Below are 16,026 nucleotides of genomic sequence, written 5' to 3'. Positions count from 1 at the left end.
CGAATAACGAGATACAACGGGATATTGGTAATTTACGTCCTGGGAGGGATTCGAACCCCCGACCGACGGCTTAGAAGGCCGTTGCTCTATCCAGCTGAGCTACCAGGACATTTTCAACACAAGAATAATTATATCGAATAGAACCTGATTTATCAATACTTTTTAAAAAGAAAAAGGTTTATTAAATCGCTTTCGAAGTATTATTACACGTTTATTTAAATTATTTATACTTTATTCAGCGATTACGATGTCATTCACTTTAACTATATTGGCTTTTTCTGCTTTACATACTGATTTTTCTTCAAATATTTCTAATACACTTGCATGTACTAGCCCATTTGAAGTTAATACATATATGTTTTCGTTTTTATGTAATTCATGTTCTTCAGTTTTATTAATACAAAATTTGTCTTGATTAATAACTGATGTTACGTGTGTTCTATTCATTTTAACACCCTCCTGATTACATTACAGTTCTTACATCTTTACATTAAATTTACGACATTAATAATTATAAAACATTTTCACTTTAATTGAAAGTTTATTCTAATTATTTAATAAAATTGAGATATTCATATGAATATCTCAATTAATAAAAGCTATTTAAATTTTTGGTTGTGTGAAACTTTATTATAAAGCTAAAGATTGTTTTTCAATTTCTTCATGATTTCTATTTAAGAAAGTTAAACTAGCATTGTTAAGCTCATTATCAAAATCTATTACAGCATAGGTTTCTTCCCATTTCCCTCGAGTTTGGGAGATGCTACCTGGATTTATACAATATACGCCATCAATTGATTCACATAAAGCAACATGGCTATGTCCATAGAAAGCAAAATTAGCATTTGCTTTCTTAGCATGTGCACTTAATACATCTCTAGAACCTTTAACTTCATATCGATGTCCATGTGTATAGAAATATCCGATTCCTTGAATTTCACCTTGCTCTTCTATTGGAAAACGTGGATCAAAATCACAATTACCTTTTACTCTATTATATAAGCTTAATTCAGTATCATCATAATCAAACTCTGAATCTCCTAGATGTAAGAATAAATCCGCTTCTTTATATTTATCATATATTTCATGTAGTATTCCTTGTTCTCCGTGATTATCACTGACAATTATCCATCTCATTGGAATCTCTCCCCTACATCTTCATTCATTAGTTTAATAGCATTACCACGATGGCTAATTGCACTTTTTTCTGCTACTGTTAATTCGGCCATCGTTCTGTCTAATGAAGGAACGAAGAAAATCGGATCATATCCAAATCCATTTTCTCCTCTTTGTTCATCTATTATTTCACCTTGTGCTTTACCTACATAAGTAAGTGTTTCTTTACCTGGTTCACTGACAGCTATTGCACATACGAACTCTGCCTCTCTATTCTCTATACCTTGCAGATTACTTAATAATTTATCAATATTATCTTGATCATTTTTTTGTTCTCCAGCATATCTAGCTGAGTATATACCTGGTTCACCATTTAAAGCTTTTACAGATAAACCACTGTCATCTGCTATAACTATTTTATTTAATTGTTTTGATGCTGTTTCTGCTTTTAATATAGCATTTTCTTCAAAAGTCATACCTGTTTCTTCTACATCAAAATCAGGAGCAATTTCAGAAATACCTATAACATTAGCTTTAGGAAAAATTGCTTTAAAGTCATTTATTTTACCTTTGTTGTTTGATGCGATAATGATATCGTTCATAATTATCTCTCCTTACAATGTTATTCTTTCAACTTTAGCGTCTTCTATATGCAGCCATTCTTTTATAGTTCGTGTAATATGCTCTACATCACCATTTGCAAAAAATTTATGCTTAGGTTTAGGTGTGTAATAAGAGTGCTCATTACTAAATGTTAATAAGGCACTGACCTCTCTTGCAGTTTCCAAACCTGAAGAGATAATGGTCTTTCCATCATCAAAATATTGATGGATAGCATCATATAATAATGGGTAATGAGTACATCCTAATATCACCGTATCGGAATCATCATAACGCCATTGTTTAAGTGTTTGATGTATGACAATGCTTGTAATAGTTGGATCTTTATACCTCATTTGTTCCACTAAAGGTACGAAGCCTGGGCATGCAATACCCTTAACTTCTACTTGTGGGTTTATAGACTTTATACTTCTTCTATATGCTTCAGATTTAATTGTGCCTTCTGTTCCTAATACGAGCACACGATTATTATTAGTCGTCATTATAGCTGTTCTAGAACCTGGGTCAATTACACCTATAACAGGAATTGATAACAATTCTTGTAATGGTTTTAATGCTACAGCAGTTGCTGTGTTACAAGCAATTACAAGCATTTTAATATCTTTTTCTACTAAAAAGTTAGCCAATTGTATAGTAAATGCTTTTACCTCTTCTTTACTTCTTGGCCCATAAGGACATCTACCTATATCACCTAAGTAATAAATCGTCTCGTTAGGCAATTGCCTCATTATTTCTTTAGCAACTGTTAACCCACCGATACCTGAATCAATTACGCCTATTGGTTTATTCATTTATCTTCACTTCTCATTCTTTTCAGCATAATCTCTAGAGCTTCATTAAATTTAATTTTGTCTTCTTCTTTCATCACTGATAAAAGGTCTTCAGTATATGATTGTCTTGCATAAACTACTTCATCGATTAGAGCTGTACCTTTTTCTAATAACTTGACATGGAATACTCTTTTATCTTCTTCAGATTGAATTCTTAAGACTAATTCTTTTTGTTCAAGTTTATCAATTATGTCTGTAGTCGTAGAATAAGCTAAATATAATCGTTTAGATAACTCACCTATTGTCAATTGTTGATGTTCATTTAACCATTGTAACGCAATAAATTGTGGAGGTGAAATATCGTATACTTTTAACTGTCCTCTCGATCTCAACTTAGTTCTATCAACGATATGTCGAAGCGAATATTCAATCTGTTTAGTAATTTCTTCCATTGCTTTTGAACCTCTTTTCACTTAAAACTTATACTAATTATAATAACACATACATTTATTTGCGGTTAATCAATTGGTCCTTTTTCATCACGAATAATAGAAAAAAACCTTTAAAACCAATTTTATAATTGGCTTTAAAGGTTAATTTATTTTAAATCGTTTTAGTTAACTTCGTGATCTGATCCGAAGAATGATTTAAACATTTGGAATGTAGTTTCTCTATTCATTGCTGCGATTGATGTTGTTAAAGGAATACCTTTTGGACAAGCATTAACACAGTTTTGTGAACTACCACATTCTTGAATACCACCATCAGACATCAACGCTTTAATTCTCTCATCTTTAGTCATACTACCTGTTGGATGTAAGTTGAAAAGACGAACTTGAGAAATTGCTTGTGCACCCATAAAATTATTATCTACGTTTACATTAGGACATACTTCTAAACATACACCACATGTCATACATTTAGATAACTCATATGCTGTTTGACGTTTTTTCTCAGGCATACGTGGGCCAGGACCTAAGTCATAAGTACCATCAATTGGAACCCATGCTTGAACTTTTTTCAAGTTATCGAACATTCGAGAACGATCAACTTGTAAGTCACGAATCACTGGGAAAGTTTTCATAGGTTCAAGTTTGATTGGTTGTTCTAATTGGTCAATGATAGCAGAACATGATTGACGTGCTTTACCATTAATAACCATAGAACAAGCGCCACAAACTTCTTCCAGACAGTTCATATCCCATGTAACTGGCGTTGTCTTTTCACCATTTGAAGTGAACGGATTTCTTTGAATTTCCATCAAAGCTGCGATTACGTTCATATTTGGTCTATAAGGAATCTCAAATTTTTCTTCGTATGGTTTTGACTGATCATTTTCTTGACGTTTTATGATAATTGAAATTGTTTTATTTTCTTGATTTTGATCTTGTGAATTTTGTTCAACTGTTTGAGTGTCTGCCATTATTATTTACTCCCTTCGGATTTCTTAGAGTAATCTCGTTTACGAGGTTCAATGTGACTAACATCCACTTCTTCATATGAGAATTCCGGTGCTTCTTCTGGTCCTCTGAACTGAGCAATAGTTGTTTTTAACCATTCTTCATCATTACGTTCAGGGAACTCTGGTTTATAGTGTGCCCCTCGAGATTCATTACGATTATATGCACCAATCGTAATAACTCTTGCTAAAACTAACATATTCCATAATTGACGTGTAAAGAATACAGCTTGGTTACTCCATGTTGAAGTATCTTCCATATCAATATTTTGATATCTTTCCATTAATTCAACAATTTTCTTATCTGTTTCAAGAAGTTTATCATTATGACGAACAACAGTAACGTTTGCAGTCATAATTTCACCTAATTCTTTGTGTAACTTATAAGCATTTTCAGTACCTTTAAGTTGTAATAAGTGGTCGAATTTTTCTTGTTCTTCATCAATACGTTTTTGGAATATTTCTTCATCTAATTCAGTGTATGATGTTTTAATATTTTTAACATATTCCATTGCATTTGGTCCTGCAACCATACCACCATAAATAGCTGATAATAAAGAGTTAGCTCCTAATCTATTACCGCCATGTTGTGAATAATCACATTCACCTGCTGCAAATAAACCTTTAATGTTAGTCATTTGATCAAAGTCTACCCAAATTCCACCCATTGAATAATGAACAGCTGGGAATATTTTCATTGGGACTTTACGAGGGTCGTCACCAGTGAATTTTTCATATATTTCTATTATACCGCCAAGCTTAACATCTAATTCATGTGCGTCTTTATGTGATAAGTCAAGATATACCATGTTCTCACCGTTAATACCAAGTTTTTGGTTAACACACACATCAAATATTTCACGCGTTGCGATATCACGTGGTACTAAGTTACCGTAATCTGGGTATTTTTCTTCTAAGAAATACCATGGTTTACCATCTTTATAAGTCCAGATACGTCCACCTTCACCACGAGCTGATTCACTCATTAATCTTAGTTTATCATCACCTGGAATTGCAGTTGGGTGAATTTGAATAAATTCACCGTTAGCATACTTAGCACCTTGTTGATAAACAACTGATGCAGCAGAACCTGTATTAATCATTGAGTTAGTAGACTTACCAAAGATAATACCAGGACCACCTGTTGCCATAATTACAGCATCTGAACCAAATGATTCTATTTTAGAATCTGTTAAGTTTTGAGCTACGATACCACGGGCTGAATTTTCGTCATCTTTTACGATACCTAAAAATTCCCAGCCTTCATATTTTGTAACTAAACCTTTTACTTCAAAGCTTCTAACTTGTTCATCTAATGCATATAATAGTTGTTGTCCAGTCGTTGCACCTGCAAAAGCAGTTCTATGATATAAAGTACCACCGAATCTACGGAAATCTAAAAGACCTTCAGGTGTACGGTTAAACATTACGCCCATTCTGTCTAGTAAATGTATGATACTTGGTGCTGCTGCAGTCATATTTTTCACTGGTGTTTGGTTAGCTAAGAAATCTCCACCATATACTGTGTCATCAAAGTGAATGAAAGTAGAGTCACCTTCACCTTTTGTATTAACAGCTCCGTTAATACCACCTTGCGCACATACAGAGTGTGAACGTTTAACAGGTACTAATGAGAATAAATCAACATGTGCACCTTTTTCTGCAGCTTTAATTGTTGCCATCAATCCTGCTAAACCGCCACCGACAACAATAATTTTGTTGTTTGTCATAAAAATTGTCACTCCCCTAAAAAGTATAAATCTTATACGAATGCAAAAATAGCTCTTAAGCCAATAATACTAATTACTATAAATACTAATAATGTTACATATGTCATAAAGCGTTGAGATTTAGGTGATTGTGTAATTCCCCAAGTAATGCAGAATGACCATAATCCATTTGAAAAATGGAATATAACACTTAGCACACCAATAACATAAAGCGTTACAGAAATAGGATTAGATAAAATATCTGATACCATATCAAAATCAACATGATGACCTAATGCAGCTTGAATACGTGTTTGGTATACGTGTACAGCTATAAAAATAAATGAAACTATACCAGTTATACGTTGTAGTAAAAACATCCAGTTTCTGAATAAAGATTGTCTTCCTACATTTTCTTTAGCTGTAAAAGCTATGTATAATCCATAAATAGCGTGGAATAGTATAGGAATATAAATTACTACAACCTCTAACACTATTTTAAATGGTAAATTCCACATAAAATCAGATGCTTTATTGAAAGCCTCCGGGCTAATTGTTGCAAAGTGGTTAATTAATAAGTGTTGAATCAAGAATATTCCTATAGGAATTACACCTAATAATGAATGAATACGACGTAATATAAACTGTTTTTCGCTTGACGCCAAAAGAAGTCCCCCCTAACTTTAATCTATGGCTCTATCGATATATTATTATATATGTAAAACTGAAAACGATTACATATATGCTAAAAAAAATTCGATGAGCATTACATGTATATTGTAACATCATTAAGTATGAATTTGGGCATGAGAATAATTCTCATGCCCAAATATATTGATTTTTTATTGTAATTTTACTCTTTAATTACTAAGCTTTTTTACTAAATTTTGAGCAACTTTTTCTGGTAACCCAATTTCAGTAAAATCTTTTAAACTAGACTCCCTCATTTTCTTAATAGAACCAAAATGTTTTAGCAATGTTTGCTTTCTTTTCGGCCCTATGCCTTCTATTTCATCTAAAGCAGATTTTAAGGTTGTCTTTTGTCGCGTTGATCTATGAAAACTAATAGCAAATCTATGCACTTCATCTTGTATTCGTTGAAGCAAATAAAATTCTTGAGAGTTTTTCTTTAGTGGTATAATTTCTGCTTGAGCACCATAAAGTAATTCTGAAGTTTGGTGTTTATCATTTTTACTTAATCCTGCAATTGGAATATCAAGTCCTAATTCATTTTCTAATACTTCTCTAACAGAAGTCATATGACCTTTACCACCATCAACAATTATTAAATCTGGTATTGGCAAACCTTCTTTTAAAACTCTTGTATATCTTCTTCTAACAGCTTCTTGCATAGATTTATAATCGTCAGGTCCTTTGACTGATTTAATTTTGTATTTACGATAATCTTTTTTACTTGGTTTACCATCTACAAAAGCAATCATGACTGATACAGGATCAACACCTTGAATATTAGAATTATCGAATGCTTCAATTCTAACTGGTGTTTGAATTCCCATTGCTTCACCTAAATTGTCTATTGCTTTTATTGTTCGTGATTCATCTTTCGCGATTAGTTCAAATTTGTTTTTCAATGAAATACTAGCGTTTTTAATTGCTAAATCTACCATTTCTTTTTTCTTACCTCTTTTAGGTTGTACGACTTTTGAATCAACTACTGACTCAACTGTTTTAATGTCTATGTCTTTTGGAATGTGTATTTCTTTAGGTGTTAAATGTTGATTCAATGTATAAAACTGACCTATAAAGGTATAAAATTCTTCTTCCGCAGTTTGTATTATTGGAATCATAGATGCCTGTCTTTCTATCAATTTCCCTTGTCTTATGAAGAACACTTGAATACACATCCAACCTTTATCGACAGAATAACCGAATATATCTCTCATCGTCATATCTGATGACATCATATTTTGTTTATAATTCAACATTTCAATATGCTGAATTAAGTCCCTATATTCTTTAGCTTCTTCAAATTTTAAAGCTTCACTAGCTGCATTCATTTTTACTTTTAAATCATTCACAATTGATTTATCATCACCATTTAAAAAGTCTGTAATTTCTTTAATCATAGTTTGATATTGTGCTTGTTCAACAGGATAGACACATGGTCCTAAACATTGTCCTATATGGTAATATAAGCAAACTTTGTTAGGCATTGTTACACATTTTCTTAAAGGATAGATTCTATCTAGCAATTTTTTCGTTTCATGTGCTGCATAAGCATTTGGATAAGGACCAAAATATTTTCCTGAATCTTTTTTCACAGTTCTTGTAACGATTAAACGTGGGTGCTTTTCTTTCGTTATTTTGATAAAGGGGTAACTTTTATCATCTTTTAATAAGATGTTATATCTAGGTTGATGTTTTTTTATAAGGTTTAACTCTAATAATAATGATTCAATTTCACTAGACGTAACGATAAATTCAAAATCTCGAATCTCTCCAACTAGACGAGTTGTTTTTTCATCATGTGCACCTGTAAAATAACTTCGAACTCTATTTCTAAGACGTTTTGCTTTACCAACATATATAACAGAGTCATGTCTGTCTTTCATAATGTAACAACCTGGATATGTAGGTAATACATCTAATTTTTGTTTTATTCTTTTTTGGTAGTCTTCCACCTTATTCACCTACCTTTTTTTAATAATTATATCAACAATATTTCATTTAACCAAAACATACGTTCTATTTAACATAAAAATTAGAAATGTATATTTAGACGCTTTAGAAATATACGGAAACAAAAAAGAAGCTGGACAATTTAATTGTCTCAGCCTCTTATCACCATTACTCAATCTTATTAATAGTGTTTAGATAATACTTGTTCTAATTGTTCTTTAGGTTGGAAACCTACTACTTTATCTACAGCTTCGCCATCTTTGAATACGATTAATGTTGGAATACTCATTACTTCGTATTTAGCTGCTGTTGCTTGGTTTTCATCTACATCTAATTTAACGATACCTGCTTTACCTTCAACGTCTTTAGCTAAATCTTCTAATACTGGCGCGATCATTTTACAAGGTCCACACCATGGTGCCCAGAAGTCCACTAAACTTACGCCTTCTTTAATTTGTTCATCGAAATTTGCATCTGTTGCTTTTACTAATGCCATTGGAAAAATCCTCCTTGTTAACTTATGATAATGAGAGTATAGCACGCTTTATTTTGCAATGCATGTTGTTTGCTCAAACTGTATTGTACTTGATGTTGGACTTGGAAGCAATCACTTAAATTCTGGTTTTCTTTTTGAGATAAATGCATCAATACCTTCTTGAGCATTTTCGCTTTCTATAATATCTACGAAATGTCTTTCTTCAATTTGGTCACTTTCTAATGATAAATCTAAATTGGACATTTGTTTAATAACTTTTATTGAGTCTAATGACTTCGATGCTATATTATAAGCTAATTCTTCAGTTGCTTTTTCTAATTCAGCTTTATCTTTAACAATTTCATTAAACAAATACTTTATATCATCTAACTTAATATTTTCACCTGTTAAAGCGATTTGTAACGCTTTATGTTGCCCTATCATATAAGATAATCTTCTTACGCCACCAAATCCAGGAAATATTCCTAAATTAATTTCAGGTAATCCTACTTTCGTATCTTTCGTAATTAATCTCATATCACATGCTAAAGCTAATTCAAATCCTCCACCTAAACATACACCATGAATAGAACTTATAACTGGTTTATGACAAGTTTTGATTAGTCTAAATAATTTTGCGCTAGTTGAAGCTAAGTCTAGTCTTTCATGCTTTGTTAAATTTGGAAATGATTTAATGTCTGCACCTGCAGAAAAACATTTTTCATTACCTTTAATTACAATTACTTTCACATTATCATCAAATCCTTGAGTCTCAATGGCTTTGATGATAGCCGCTAAAACTTCTTCATTTAAAGCATTAACTGGACCATGATTTAAATGAATAAATAGAACTTGCTTCTCAACGTTAGTCTCAATCATTCAAATTACCTCCTTATAAGAATAATAAATAAACAATACCTGCAATAAATGTTAAAGCAGAAATAACGAGCAACACTTTTGCTAGTTTATACATATCAAAATTATCCAATATGTTTCCTCCTTATTTCAATGTTACTACTGTAACACCAAATCCACCTTCTGATGGCATTCCTGTTCTAAAGCTATCTACTGAACGATGTCGTTTCAAATGATCTGTTACACCTTTTTGTAACGCACCAGTACCTTTACCATGGATAATATTAACTGTACCATAATTTGAAAGAACTGCTTGATCAATATATTGATCTAATTCAATCATGGCCTCTTCATAACGATAACCACGTAAGTCTAAATCCATTTTAATCGTCGTACGATTAGTTCTAGGAACAACTTTGCTTGGTTGTTGTTTCTTTTTATCAAGCTTTTCTAAATCTTTTACTTCAATTTTCATTTTAAGTATACCCATTTGAACGACTACTTCTTCATCATTAACAACATCTATAACTTCACCTTTTTGACCATAAGATAAAACTTTAACGTCATCGCCTTTTTCAATTTTATCGTGACGCTCTTTTTTTACATTTTGTTTGATTGATGCTTCTGTATATTGATTATCTAGTCGTTTCTTTCTTTCAATGAGCTCGTGTTCTTTTACATTTGCTACTGAATTATCTCGCATATCTCTAAGTTCTTGTAGTATAGATTCAGCTTCTTTTGTTTTTTGTTTCACTTCTTGGTTTGCTTTATTTCTTGCATCATCCATTAATTGTGTTTTGAATTTTTCGAAACGCTGTAATTCTTGAGATAGTGATTGATGTAATTCAGCTGATTCTTGTTTCAATTTTTCAACTTCAATTCTGTCATTTTCTACTGATTTCGCATTCTTTTCTAGAGATTCAATCATTACATTAATTTCTTTCTCATCTTGACCAATTAATGATTTAGCGTGATTGATGAGTTCATTTTTTAGTCCTAATTTTTTAGATATTTCAAATGCATTTGATCTTCCTGGTATGCCCATTAATAGTTTATAGGTAGGTCTTAATGTTTCAACATCAAATTCGACACTTGCATTCATAACTTTATCACGATTATAACTGTATGCTTTAAGTTCTGGATAATGTGTAGTTGCCATAATTAGCGCATCTTTTTCAATTGTATAATCAAGTATGCTCATCGCTAAAGCGGCACCTTCACTAGGATCAGTACCCGCTCCAAGCTCATCAAATAGAATTAATGAATCTTTATCAGCTTGATCTATAATATTAACAATATTTTTCATATGTGATGAAAACGTTGAAAGTGACTGTTCAATAGATTGTTCATCACCAATATCGCAAAATACTTTTTTGAAAATAGTTATAATTGCACCATCTAATGTAGGAATCAATAAACCTGACTGTGCCATCAATGTAATGAGACCGACTGTTTTTAATGTGACAGTTTTACCACCTGTATTCGGTCCCGTAATAATAACTGCATTTATATCTTGTTTAAATTCTATAGTATTACTAATAACCTCAGCCTGATTAATTAATGGGTGTCTTGCTTTTGGTAAATAAATCGCTCTATCATCAGATAATACAGGTTTAGTTGCTTTAATTGTTGCGCCAAACTTTGCTTTAGCGGTAATAAAATCTAAATGGCCCATAACTTCTGTACTCGATAATAGTTCATATCCTACTTCACTGACAAGTTCAGTTAATATATATAGTAATCTATCTTTTTCTTCTTTTTCTTTAGCTTTAACTTGAGAAATTTGATTATGCATTTCTACAATTGCACTTGGTTCAATATATAACGTTTGTCCAGATGCTGATTGATCATGAACGATACCATTAAAATCTTGTCGATATTCTGCTTTAACTGGTAGTACATGTCTATCGTTTCTTACTGTCACAATAGAATCAGATAGTTTCTTCTGATTCGCTGATGATCTCACCATTTGCTCTAGTCTCGATTTAATACGATCGTTTGTCTTTTTTATTTGATGACGCAGTTCTGCTAATTTCGGACTAGCTGTATCAAATAAGTCATGCTCATCACATTGCTCGCTAATTTGATTGAGTAAATCACTTAATACTGGTAATTGTGCTACATATCCATCAATAATTGGATAAAGAATTTCTTCGTCTTCATCAACTATACTTGCATAAAACGTTTTGAATCTATTTTGAACTTGAATATTACGTTTAATTTGGTTTAATTCTTCAACATTTAGTAAGCTACCTATTTCAGCTCTTCTGACATAAGATTTTATATCTTTTAATCCTGAATAACCAGGAACTCTATGCTTATTATATATTTGAGTCATTTCGTCTGTTTCATTCAAACTCTTTTGAACTGTTTCCAGTTGATCACTTGGTTTAAGTTCACTAATAAGTCTCTCTGCTATATCACTAGTAGCATGTGCAGATAATTGTTGAATAATTAAGGGATATTCAAGAACTTTTAATGTTTTTTCATTCATATTATCTTCCCTCTTCTTTAATACTTTATTTCTCTAATTTAATCCATTCTTTAAATTCTTCACGTGATTTAGCATTAATGACTTGAGATTTATCTACCCATCCTTTTTGAGCTGTACCAACACCATATTTCATAAAATCAAAATGATCAATATGATGTGCATCTGTGTTGATTGTGATCATTAAATCAGGATTGTTTTTTAACACTTCAGCGTTTAAATCTAATCTTTGAGGATTAGCATTTAATTCTAAAACAGTGTTTGTTTCTTTCGCCATTTTAATAAGTTGTTCCATATTGACTTTGTACCCTTCACGTCTACCTATAATACGACCAGTTGGGTGTGCAATATGTCTAACATATTTATTTTCACATGCTGTTTTTAGTCTATTCATAATTTCTTCTTCGGTCTGATTAAAGCTTTGATGAATAGCTGCAATAACATAATCTAGTTCTTTTAACACTTCATCAGGATAATCTAATGAACCATCTGGTTTAATATCCATTTCTGTTCCACTATAAATATCTATCTCTTTATATTTTTCATTTAGTACTTTAATCTTTTTGTTTTGTTCAAGTAATCGCTCAATTGATAAACCATTAGCTACTGCTAAATTTCTAGAATGATCTGTAATGCAAATAAATTTATAGCCACGCTCGATAGCCGCTTCAATCATTTCTTCTATTTTAAATGCACCATCACTATAAGTAGTATGCATATGAATATCACCATTGATATCTTCTAATTGAATAATGTTTTGAATGTTTTTATCAAATTCTGTACCATCTTCTCTCATAGTTGGAGGTATATAAGGTACATTGTAATGATCATATATCTCTTTTTCACTTTGATAAGTAATGATGTTACCATTCTTTTCTTCTATACCATATTCACTAACTTTCTCATTTCTTTGTTTAGCAAGCTGTCTAATTTTAATATTATGGTCTTTTGAACCTGTGAAATGTTGTAAAGTATGATAGAAAGCTTCTGGTTTAATCAATCTAAAATCTACACCAATTACATCATCTTCTATTAACAAATCTAATGACACTTTTGTTGTCCCAACAGCAATCTGTTCTTTTATCTCTGGAATTTCTAATAATAACTGCTGAACCTTCAACTCATCTTCAGTAGAAATGATATAATCTAAATCTTTACTTGTTTCTCTCATTCTTCTAAAACTGCCTGCAACTTGATATTGAATAATACCTTCTATTTCATCCAAATATTGATTAACTTTTTCGTGCGCTTTAATCATGCTATTAATTGGATATCTTTCAGGTCTTTGTCCTAAAACTTTCGCTTCTTCTAAAAGTTTTTGTTCTGTCTTTTTAGCAAAGCCAGGTAGAGCTGAAACTTCATTTTTTTCACAAGCTGCAATTAAATCATCTTTATTTGTTATATTTAATTCTTTATATAATTTAGCAATCTTTTTGCTGCCAAGACCTGGTATTTTAAGTAATGGTATTAAGCCTTCTGGAATTTCTTCTTTTAATTCATCTAAATAACTTTGAGTTCCGTTATCAATATACTCATTAATCACATCACCTACACCTTTACCAATACCTTTTAATGATGTAACGTCATCTATTTCATTTAGTGTTCTTTCATCCGTTTCCAAAGACTGACTTGCTTTTCTATATGCTGATACTTTGAAAGGATTTTCTCCTTTAATTTCCATATAAATAGCGATTGTTTCTAACATTTTTACAATATCTTTTTTAGTTAACATATCTATTCCTCCGTAAAAAAAGTCATAGGTTCGCCCATGACTTTTTACAATATGAATTCATTTAATTTGAAAGCCATTTTACTAATTGCTCAGATAAGAATGGTGTCTTCGATAAGATAGCATTTCCAATAAATGATTGGTGCAATGTATCTATAAATAATGGAATTGGAATAACTGCAATAGCAGCTAATGTAATTATAACGACTAAGTATGCCTCTATAAATCCTAATGCCATTCCAAAGTATCTTGCATATTTGCCTCCAAAGTCCATTTGATGATAAAAATCAAAAACTGTTGCTACAATTTGTAAAATTACTTTAGTAAAAATAAATAAAATGAGTATTGCCATAATATTATAGAATGCATCCTCATTATTAATATTATTAAATATCGTGTTTTTTCCTTCAGTAGAAGCACTTGGATAAGGTAATATCAAATGCAATTGTTTACTAAATGGTGCATAGCATATCGCGGCAATCACCAATGAGAAAATAGTACCAATAGAATGTAGCGATTGTAATACTAAACTACGTCTATATCCAATGATGACACCTAATATTAAACATATAATTATAAATAATGTAATCATTCTAAATTTCCTTTATGTTTTAATTGTTTGATTTCTTCTCTTAATTTATCATTTTCCTCTTCTAATTTAACATATTCATGCATAACATTAACAGCCGTGAGCACAGATTTACGCGTTGTATCTAAACCAGCATTTAGCTGACCTAACGCTTGTATCTTCTCATCGACTCTTCCGGCTACATAGCGAATATGCGAAGGATCGTCTTCACCAATTATTGTATAATGTTGATCATTTATAACTACTGTCACTCTATTTTTATTTTCACTCATTATACTACCCCTGTTCAAATTATAAATGGAATTTCTATATACTTAATCATACTATATTATACATGACATATGTTCATTTGTGTATGAATATCCACTAACTTCATTTGAGAATATTCGTTTATATAATAAATTTATGCTACTCTATTTATAGAAAATATATTAAAGGCAGGACATAAACGTGGCAAACATCGTAAAAATAATAGATTCTCAAACAATAAATAATATAATTAAACAATATAAAATGGATACAGAAAATTTACCTACTGGTACTGTAGCTCGTAAAAAAATAAAGAGCACACAAGTACAAATTTATCGCTCAAAAAAAATCATGTTTCAAGGTAAAGATGCAGAACAAGTAGCTAGTGAAGTGTTAGGACAAAAAATAGCCCCTACCTCATCTAGTTCACCTAGCCCAAAGAAAACACATACCTTTGATTTACATAATACAATTGGAAGTGATGAAGCAGGAAGTGGAGATTATTTTGGGCCATTAACGGTATGTGCAGCATACGTATCTAAAAAGAATGCAAAATTATTAAAAGAACTAGGTGTGATGGACTCTAAATCTTTAACAGATATAAAAATAGTAGAATTAGCAGAACAAATTATTCAAATATGTCCACATTCACTTATTGTATTGGATAATCCCAACTACAATACAAAGCAATTAGAAGGTTGGAGTCAAGTTAAAATGAAAGCCGTATTACATAATCAAGCTATCAAAAATGTTATTTCTAGAATTGAAGAATCTGAATTAGAACAAATTGTCATTGATCAATTTGTACAAGCGAGTACTTATGAGAAGTATGTTATCGGCAAAATGCCAAGGAAAGACATAACTTTTTTTGAAACTAAAGGAGAATCAAAATCTATTGCAATCGCTGCAGCAAGTATCATAGCAAGATATGCATTCGTTAAACATATGGATAGACTAGCTAAAGATTTAAAAGTATTAATACCAAAAGGTGCCAGTAACAAAGTTGACCTAGAAGCAGCAAAAATCGTTCAAAAATATAATATTCAACAACTTGATGAAATAACAAAAAAACATTTCAAAAATAGAGATAAAGTATTAGATTTAATAAAACGCAAAAGGAGAAATTAATATGATATTGATATCTTTTAGTTGGCAAATAATATTAGCCATTATTATTATTTGCTATTTAATCTGGTTTATAGGCAAACAACTTACAAAGCTAACAATGAAGAATAAAAAGTAATTCACGTTTTAATAATAATTATCAACAAAGGAGCTAACATTTTTTAATGAAATGTTAGCTCCTTTAATATTATAGATAAT

16 protein-coding genes and 1 tRNA gene are annotated in these 16,026 nt (G+C 31.1%); 1 reads left to right on the top strand and 16 read right to left on the bottom strand.

The window, feature by feature from the left end; genetic code table 11:
* Nucleotides 1–35 precede the first annotated feature (35 nt).
* The 16 genes from LQ608_RS02755 to zapA form a co-directional block, all read right to left on the bottom strand.
* A tRNA-Arg gene (locus LQ608_RS02755) sits at nt 36–109 on the bottom strand.
* 122 nt (nt 110–231) lie between these two features.
* The gene (locus tag LQ608_RS02750; RefSeq protein WP_239749452.1) at nt 232–447 is read right to left on the bottom strand and encodes a hypothetical protein; all 216 of its coding nucleotides are present in this window, start codon (nt 445–447) and stop codon (nt 232–234) included.
* Nucleotides 448–630: 183 nt separating this feature from the next.
* Nucleotides 631–1,137 (bottom strand): YfcE family phosphodiesterase, encoded by a 507-nt coding sequence (locus tag LQ608_RS02745; protein WP_239749451.1) that lies wholly within the window; start codon nt 1,135–1,137, stop codon nt 631–633.
* Nucleotides 1,134–1,718, bottom strand: a complete 585-nt coding sequence (locus LQ608_RS02740; RefSeq protein ID WP_107509584.1) for an XTP/dITP diphosphatase — start codon at nt 1,716–1,718, stop codon at nt 1,134–1,136. The genes LQ608_RS02745 and LQ608_RS02740 overlap by 4 nt, the downstream gene beginning before the upstream one ends.
* A gap of 12 nt (nt 1,719–1,730) precedes the next feature.
* Complete coding sequence (racE, locus tag LQ608_RS02735; protein ID WP_239749449.1) at nt 1,731–2,528, bottom strand: glutamate racemase; 798 nt, start codon at nt 2,526–2,528, stop codon at nt 1,731–1,733.
* Nucleotides 2,525–2,959 carry a MarR family winged helix-turn-helix transcriptional regulator gene (locus LQ608_RS02730; protein WP_239749446.1) on the bottom strand — a complete coding sequence of 145 codons (435 nt, stop codon included), beginning with the start codon at nt 2,957–2,959 and terminating at the stop codon, nt 2,525–2,527. Before LQ608_RS02730 ends, racE begins: the two co-directional genes overlap by 4 nt.
* A gap of 161 nt (nt 2,960–3,120) precedes the next feature.
* On the bottom strand, nt 3,121–3,930 hold the full coding sequence (gene sdhB / locus LQ608_RS02725; RefSeq protein WP_239749445.1) for a succinate dehydrogenase iron-sulfur subunit: 810 nt from the start codon (nt 3,928–3,930) through the stop codon (nt 3,121–3,123).
* 2 nt (nt 3,931–3,932) lie between these two features.
* Entirely contained in the window at nt 3,933–5,696 is a 1,764-nt protein-coding gene (gene sdhA, locus LQ608_RS02720) for a succinate dehydrogenase flavoprotein subunit (RefSeq protein ID WP_239749442.1), read from the bottom strand.
* A 32-nt stretch (nt 5,697–5,728) separates the two neighbouring features.
* On the bottom strand, nt 5,729–6,340 hold the full coding sequence (locus LQ608_RS02715; RefSeq protein ID WP_078356844.1) for a succinate dehydrogenase cytochrome b558 subunit: 612 nt from the start codon (nt 6,338–6,340) through the stop codon (nt 5,729–5,731).
* Between the two features lie 195 nt (nt 6,341–6,535).
* Nucleotides 6,536–8,317 (bottom strand): excinuclease ABC subunit UvrC, encoded by a 1,782-nt coding sequence (gene uvrC / locus LQ608_RS02710; protein ID WP_239749440.1) that lies wholly within the window; start codon nt 8,315–8,317, stop codon nt 6,536–6,538.
* Between the two features lie 179 nt (nt 8,318–8,496).
* Nucleotides 8,497–8,811 (bottom strand): thioredoxin, encoded by a 315-nt coding sequence (gene trxA, locus LQ608_RS02705; protein ID WP_239749438.1) that lies wholly within the window; start codon nt 8,809–8,811, stop codon nt 8,497–8,499.
* A gap of 111 nt (nt 8,812–8,922) precedes the next feature.
* Nucleotides 8,923–9,669: an enoyl-CoA hydratase/isomerase family protein gene (locus LQ608_RS02700; RefSeq protein WP_239749436.1), complete on the bottom strand. Its 747-nt coding sequence runs from the start codon at nt 9,667–9,669 to the stop codon at nt 8,923–8,925.
* Nucleotides 9,670–9,790: 121 nt separating this feature from the next.
* Nucleotides 9,791–12,139 carry an endonuclease MutS2 gene (locus LQ608_RS02695; protein WP_239749435.1) on the bottom strand — a complete coding sequence of 783 codons (2,349 nt, stop codon included), beginning with the start codon at nt 12,137–12,139 and terminating at the stop codon, nt 9,791–9,793.
* A 25-nt stretch (nt 12,140–12,164) separates the two neighbouring features.
* A complete protein-coding gene (gene polX, locus LQ608_RS02690) occupies nt 12,165–13,868 on the bottom strand; it encodes a DNA polymerase/3'-5' exonuclease PolX (RefSeq protein ID WP_239749433.1) in 1,704 nt (567 codons plus the stop codon).
* Between the two features lie 61 nt (nt 13,869–13,929).
* Nucleotides 13,930–14,457, bottom strand: coding sequence for a CvpA family protein (locus tag LQ608_RS02685; protein WP_239749432.1), 528 nt, complete (start codon nt 14,455–14,457; stop codon nt 13,930–13,932).
* Nucleotides 14,454–14,726, bottom strand: coding sequence for a cell division protein ZapA (zapA, locus tag LQ608_RS02680; RefSeq protein WP_078356837.1), 273 nt, complete (start codon nt 14,724–14,726; stop codon nt 14,454–14,456). The genes LQ608_RS02685 and zapA overlap by 4 nt, the downstream gene beginning before the upstream one ends.
* Before the next feature lie 178 nt (nt 14,727–14,904).
* On the opposite strand from zapA, the gene rnhC reads away from it, so the two are divergent.
* Nucleotides 14,905–15,831: a ribonuclease HIII gene (rnhC, locus tag LQ608_RS02675; RefSeq protein WP_239749430.1), complete on the top strand. Its 927-nt coding sequence runs from the start codon at nt 14,905–14,907 to the stop codon at nt 15,829–15,831.
* Nucleotides 15,832–16,026 lie beyond the last annotated feature (195 nt).

The organism is Mammaliicoccus sp. H-M34 (assembly GCF_022386495.1).
Classification (GTDB): domain Bacteria; phylum Bacillota; class Bacilli; order Staphylococcales; family Staphylococcaceae; genus Mammaliicoccus; species Mammaliicoccus fleurettii.
Note: the sequence above shows the minus strand (reverse complement) of the source record. Positions and strands in the feature narration are given on the sequence as shown.

Excerpts from the sequence above, each read along its gene's own strand:
- sdhA (WP_239749442.1), bottom strand. The coding sequence starts at position 5,696 with ATGACAAACAACAAAATTATTGTTGTCGGTGGCGGTTTAGCAGGATTG.
- LQ608_RS02695 (WP_239749435.1), bottom strand. The coding sequence starts at position 12,139 with ATGAATGAAAAAACATTAAAAGTTCTTGAATATCCCTTAATTATTCAA.
- polX (WP_239749433.1), bottom strand. The coding sequence starts at position 13,868 with ATGTTAACTAAAAAAGATATTGTAAAAATGTTAGAAACAATCGCTATT.
- racE (WP_239749449.1), bottom strand. The coding sequence starts at position 2,528 with ATGAATAAACCAATAGGCGTAATTGATTCAGGTATCGGTGGGTTAACA.
- LQ608_RS02730 (WP_239749446.1), bottom strand. The coding sequence starts at position 2,959 with ATGGAAGAAATTACTAAACAGATTGAATATTCGCTTCGACATATCGTT.
- LQ608_RS02700 (WP_239749436.1), bottom strand. The coding sequence starts at position 9,669 with ATGATTGAGACTAACGTTGAGAAGCAAGTTCTATTTATTCATTTAAAT.
- sdhB (WP_239749445.1), bottom strand. The coding sequence starts at position 3,930 with ATGGCAGACACTCAAACAGTTGAACAAAATTCACAAGATCAAAATCAA.
- LQ608_RS02750 (WP_239749452.1), bottom strand. The coding sequence starts at position 447 with ATGAATAGAACACACGTAACATCAGTTATTAATCAAGACAAATTTTGT.
- zapA (WP_078356837.1), bottom strand. The coding sequence starts at position 14,726 with ATGAGTGAAAATAAAAATAGAGTGACAGTAGTTATAAATGATCAACAT.
- LQ608_RS02745 (WP_239749451.1), bottom strand. The coding sequence starts at position 1,137 with ATGAGATGGATAATTGTCAGTGATAATCACGGAGAACAAGGAATACTA.
- LQ608_RS02685 (WP_239749432.1), bottom strand. The coding sequence starts at position 14,457 with ATGATTACATTATTTATAATTATATGTTTAATATTAGGTGTCATCATT.
- LQ608_RS02740 (WP_107509584.1), bottom strand. The coding sequence starts at position 1,718 with ATGAACGATATCATTATCGCATCAAACAACAAAGGTAAAATAAATGAC.
- trxA (WP_239749438.1), bottom strand. The coding sequence starts at position 8,811 with ATGGCATTAGTAAAAGCAACAGATGCAAATTTCGATGAACAAATTAAA.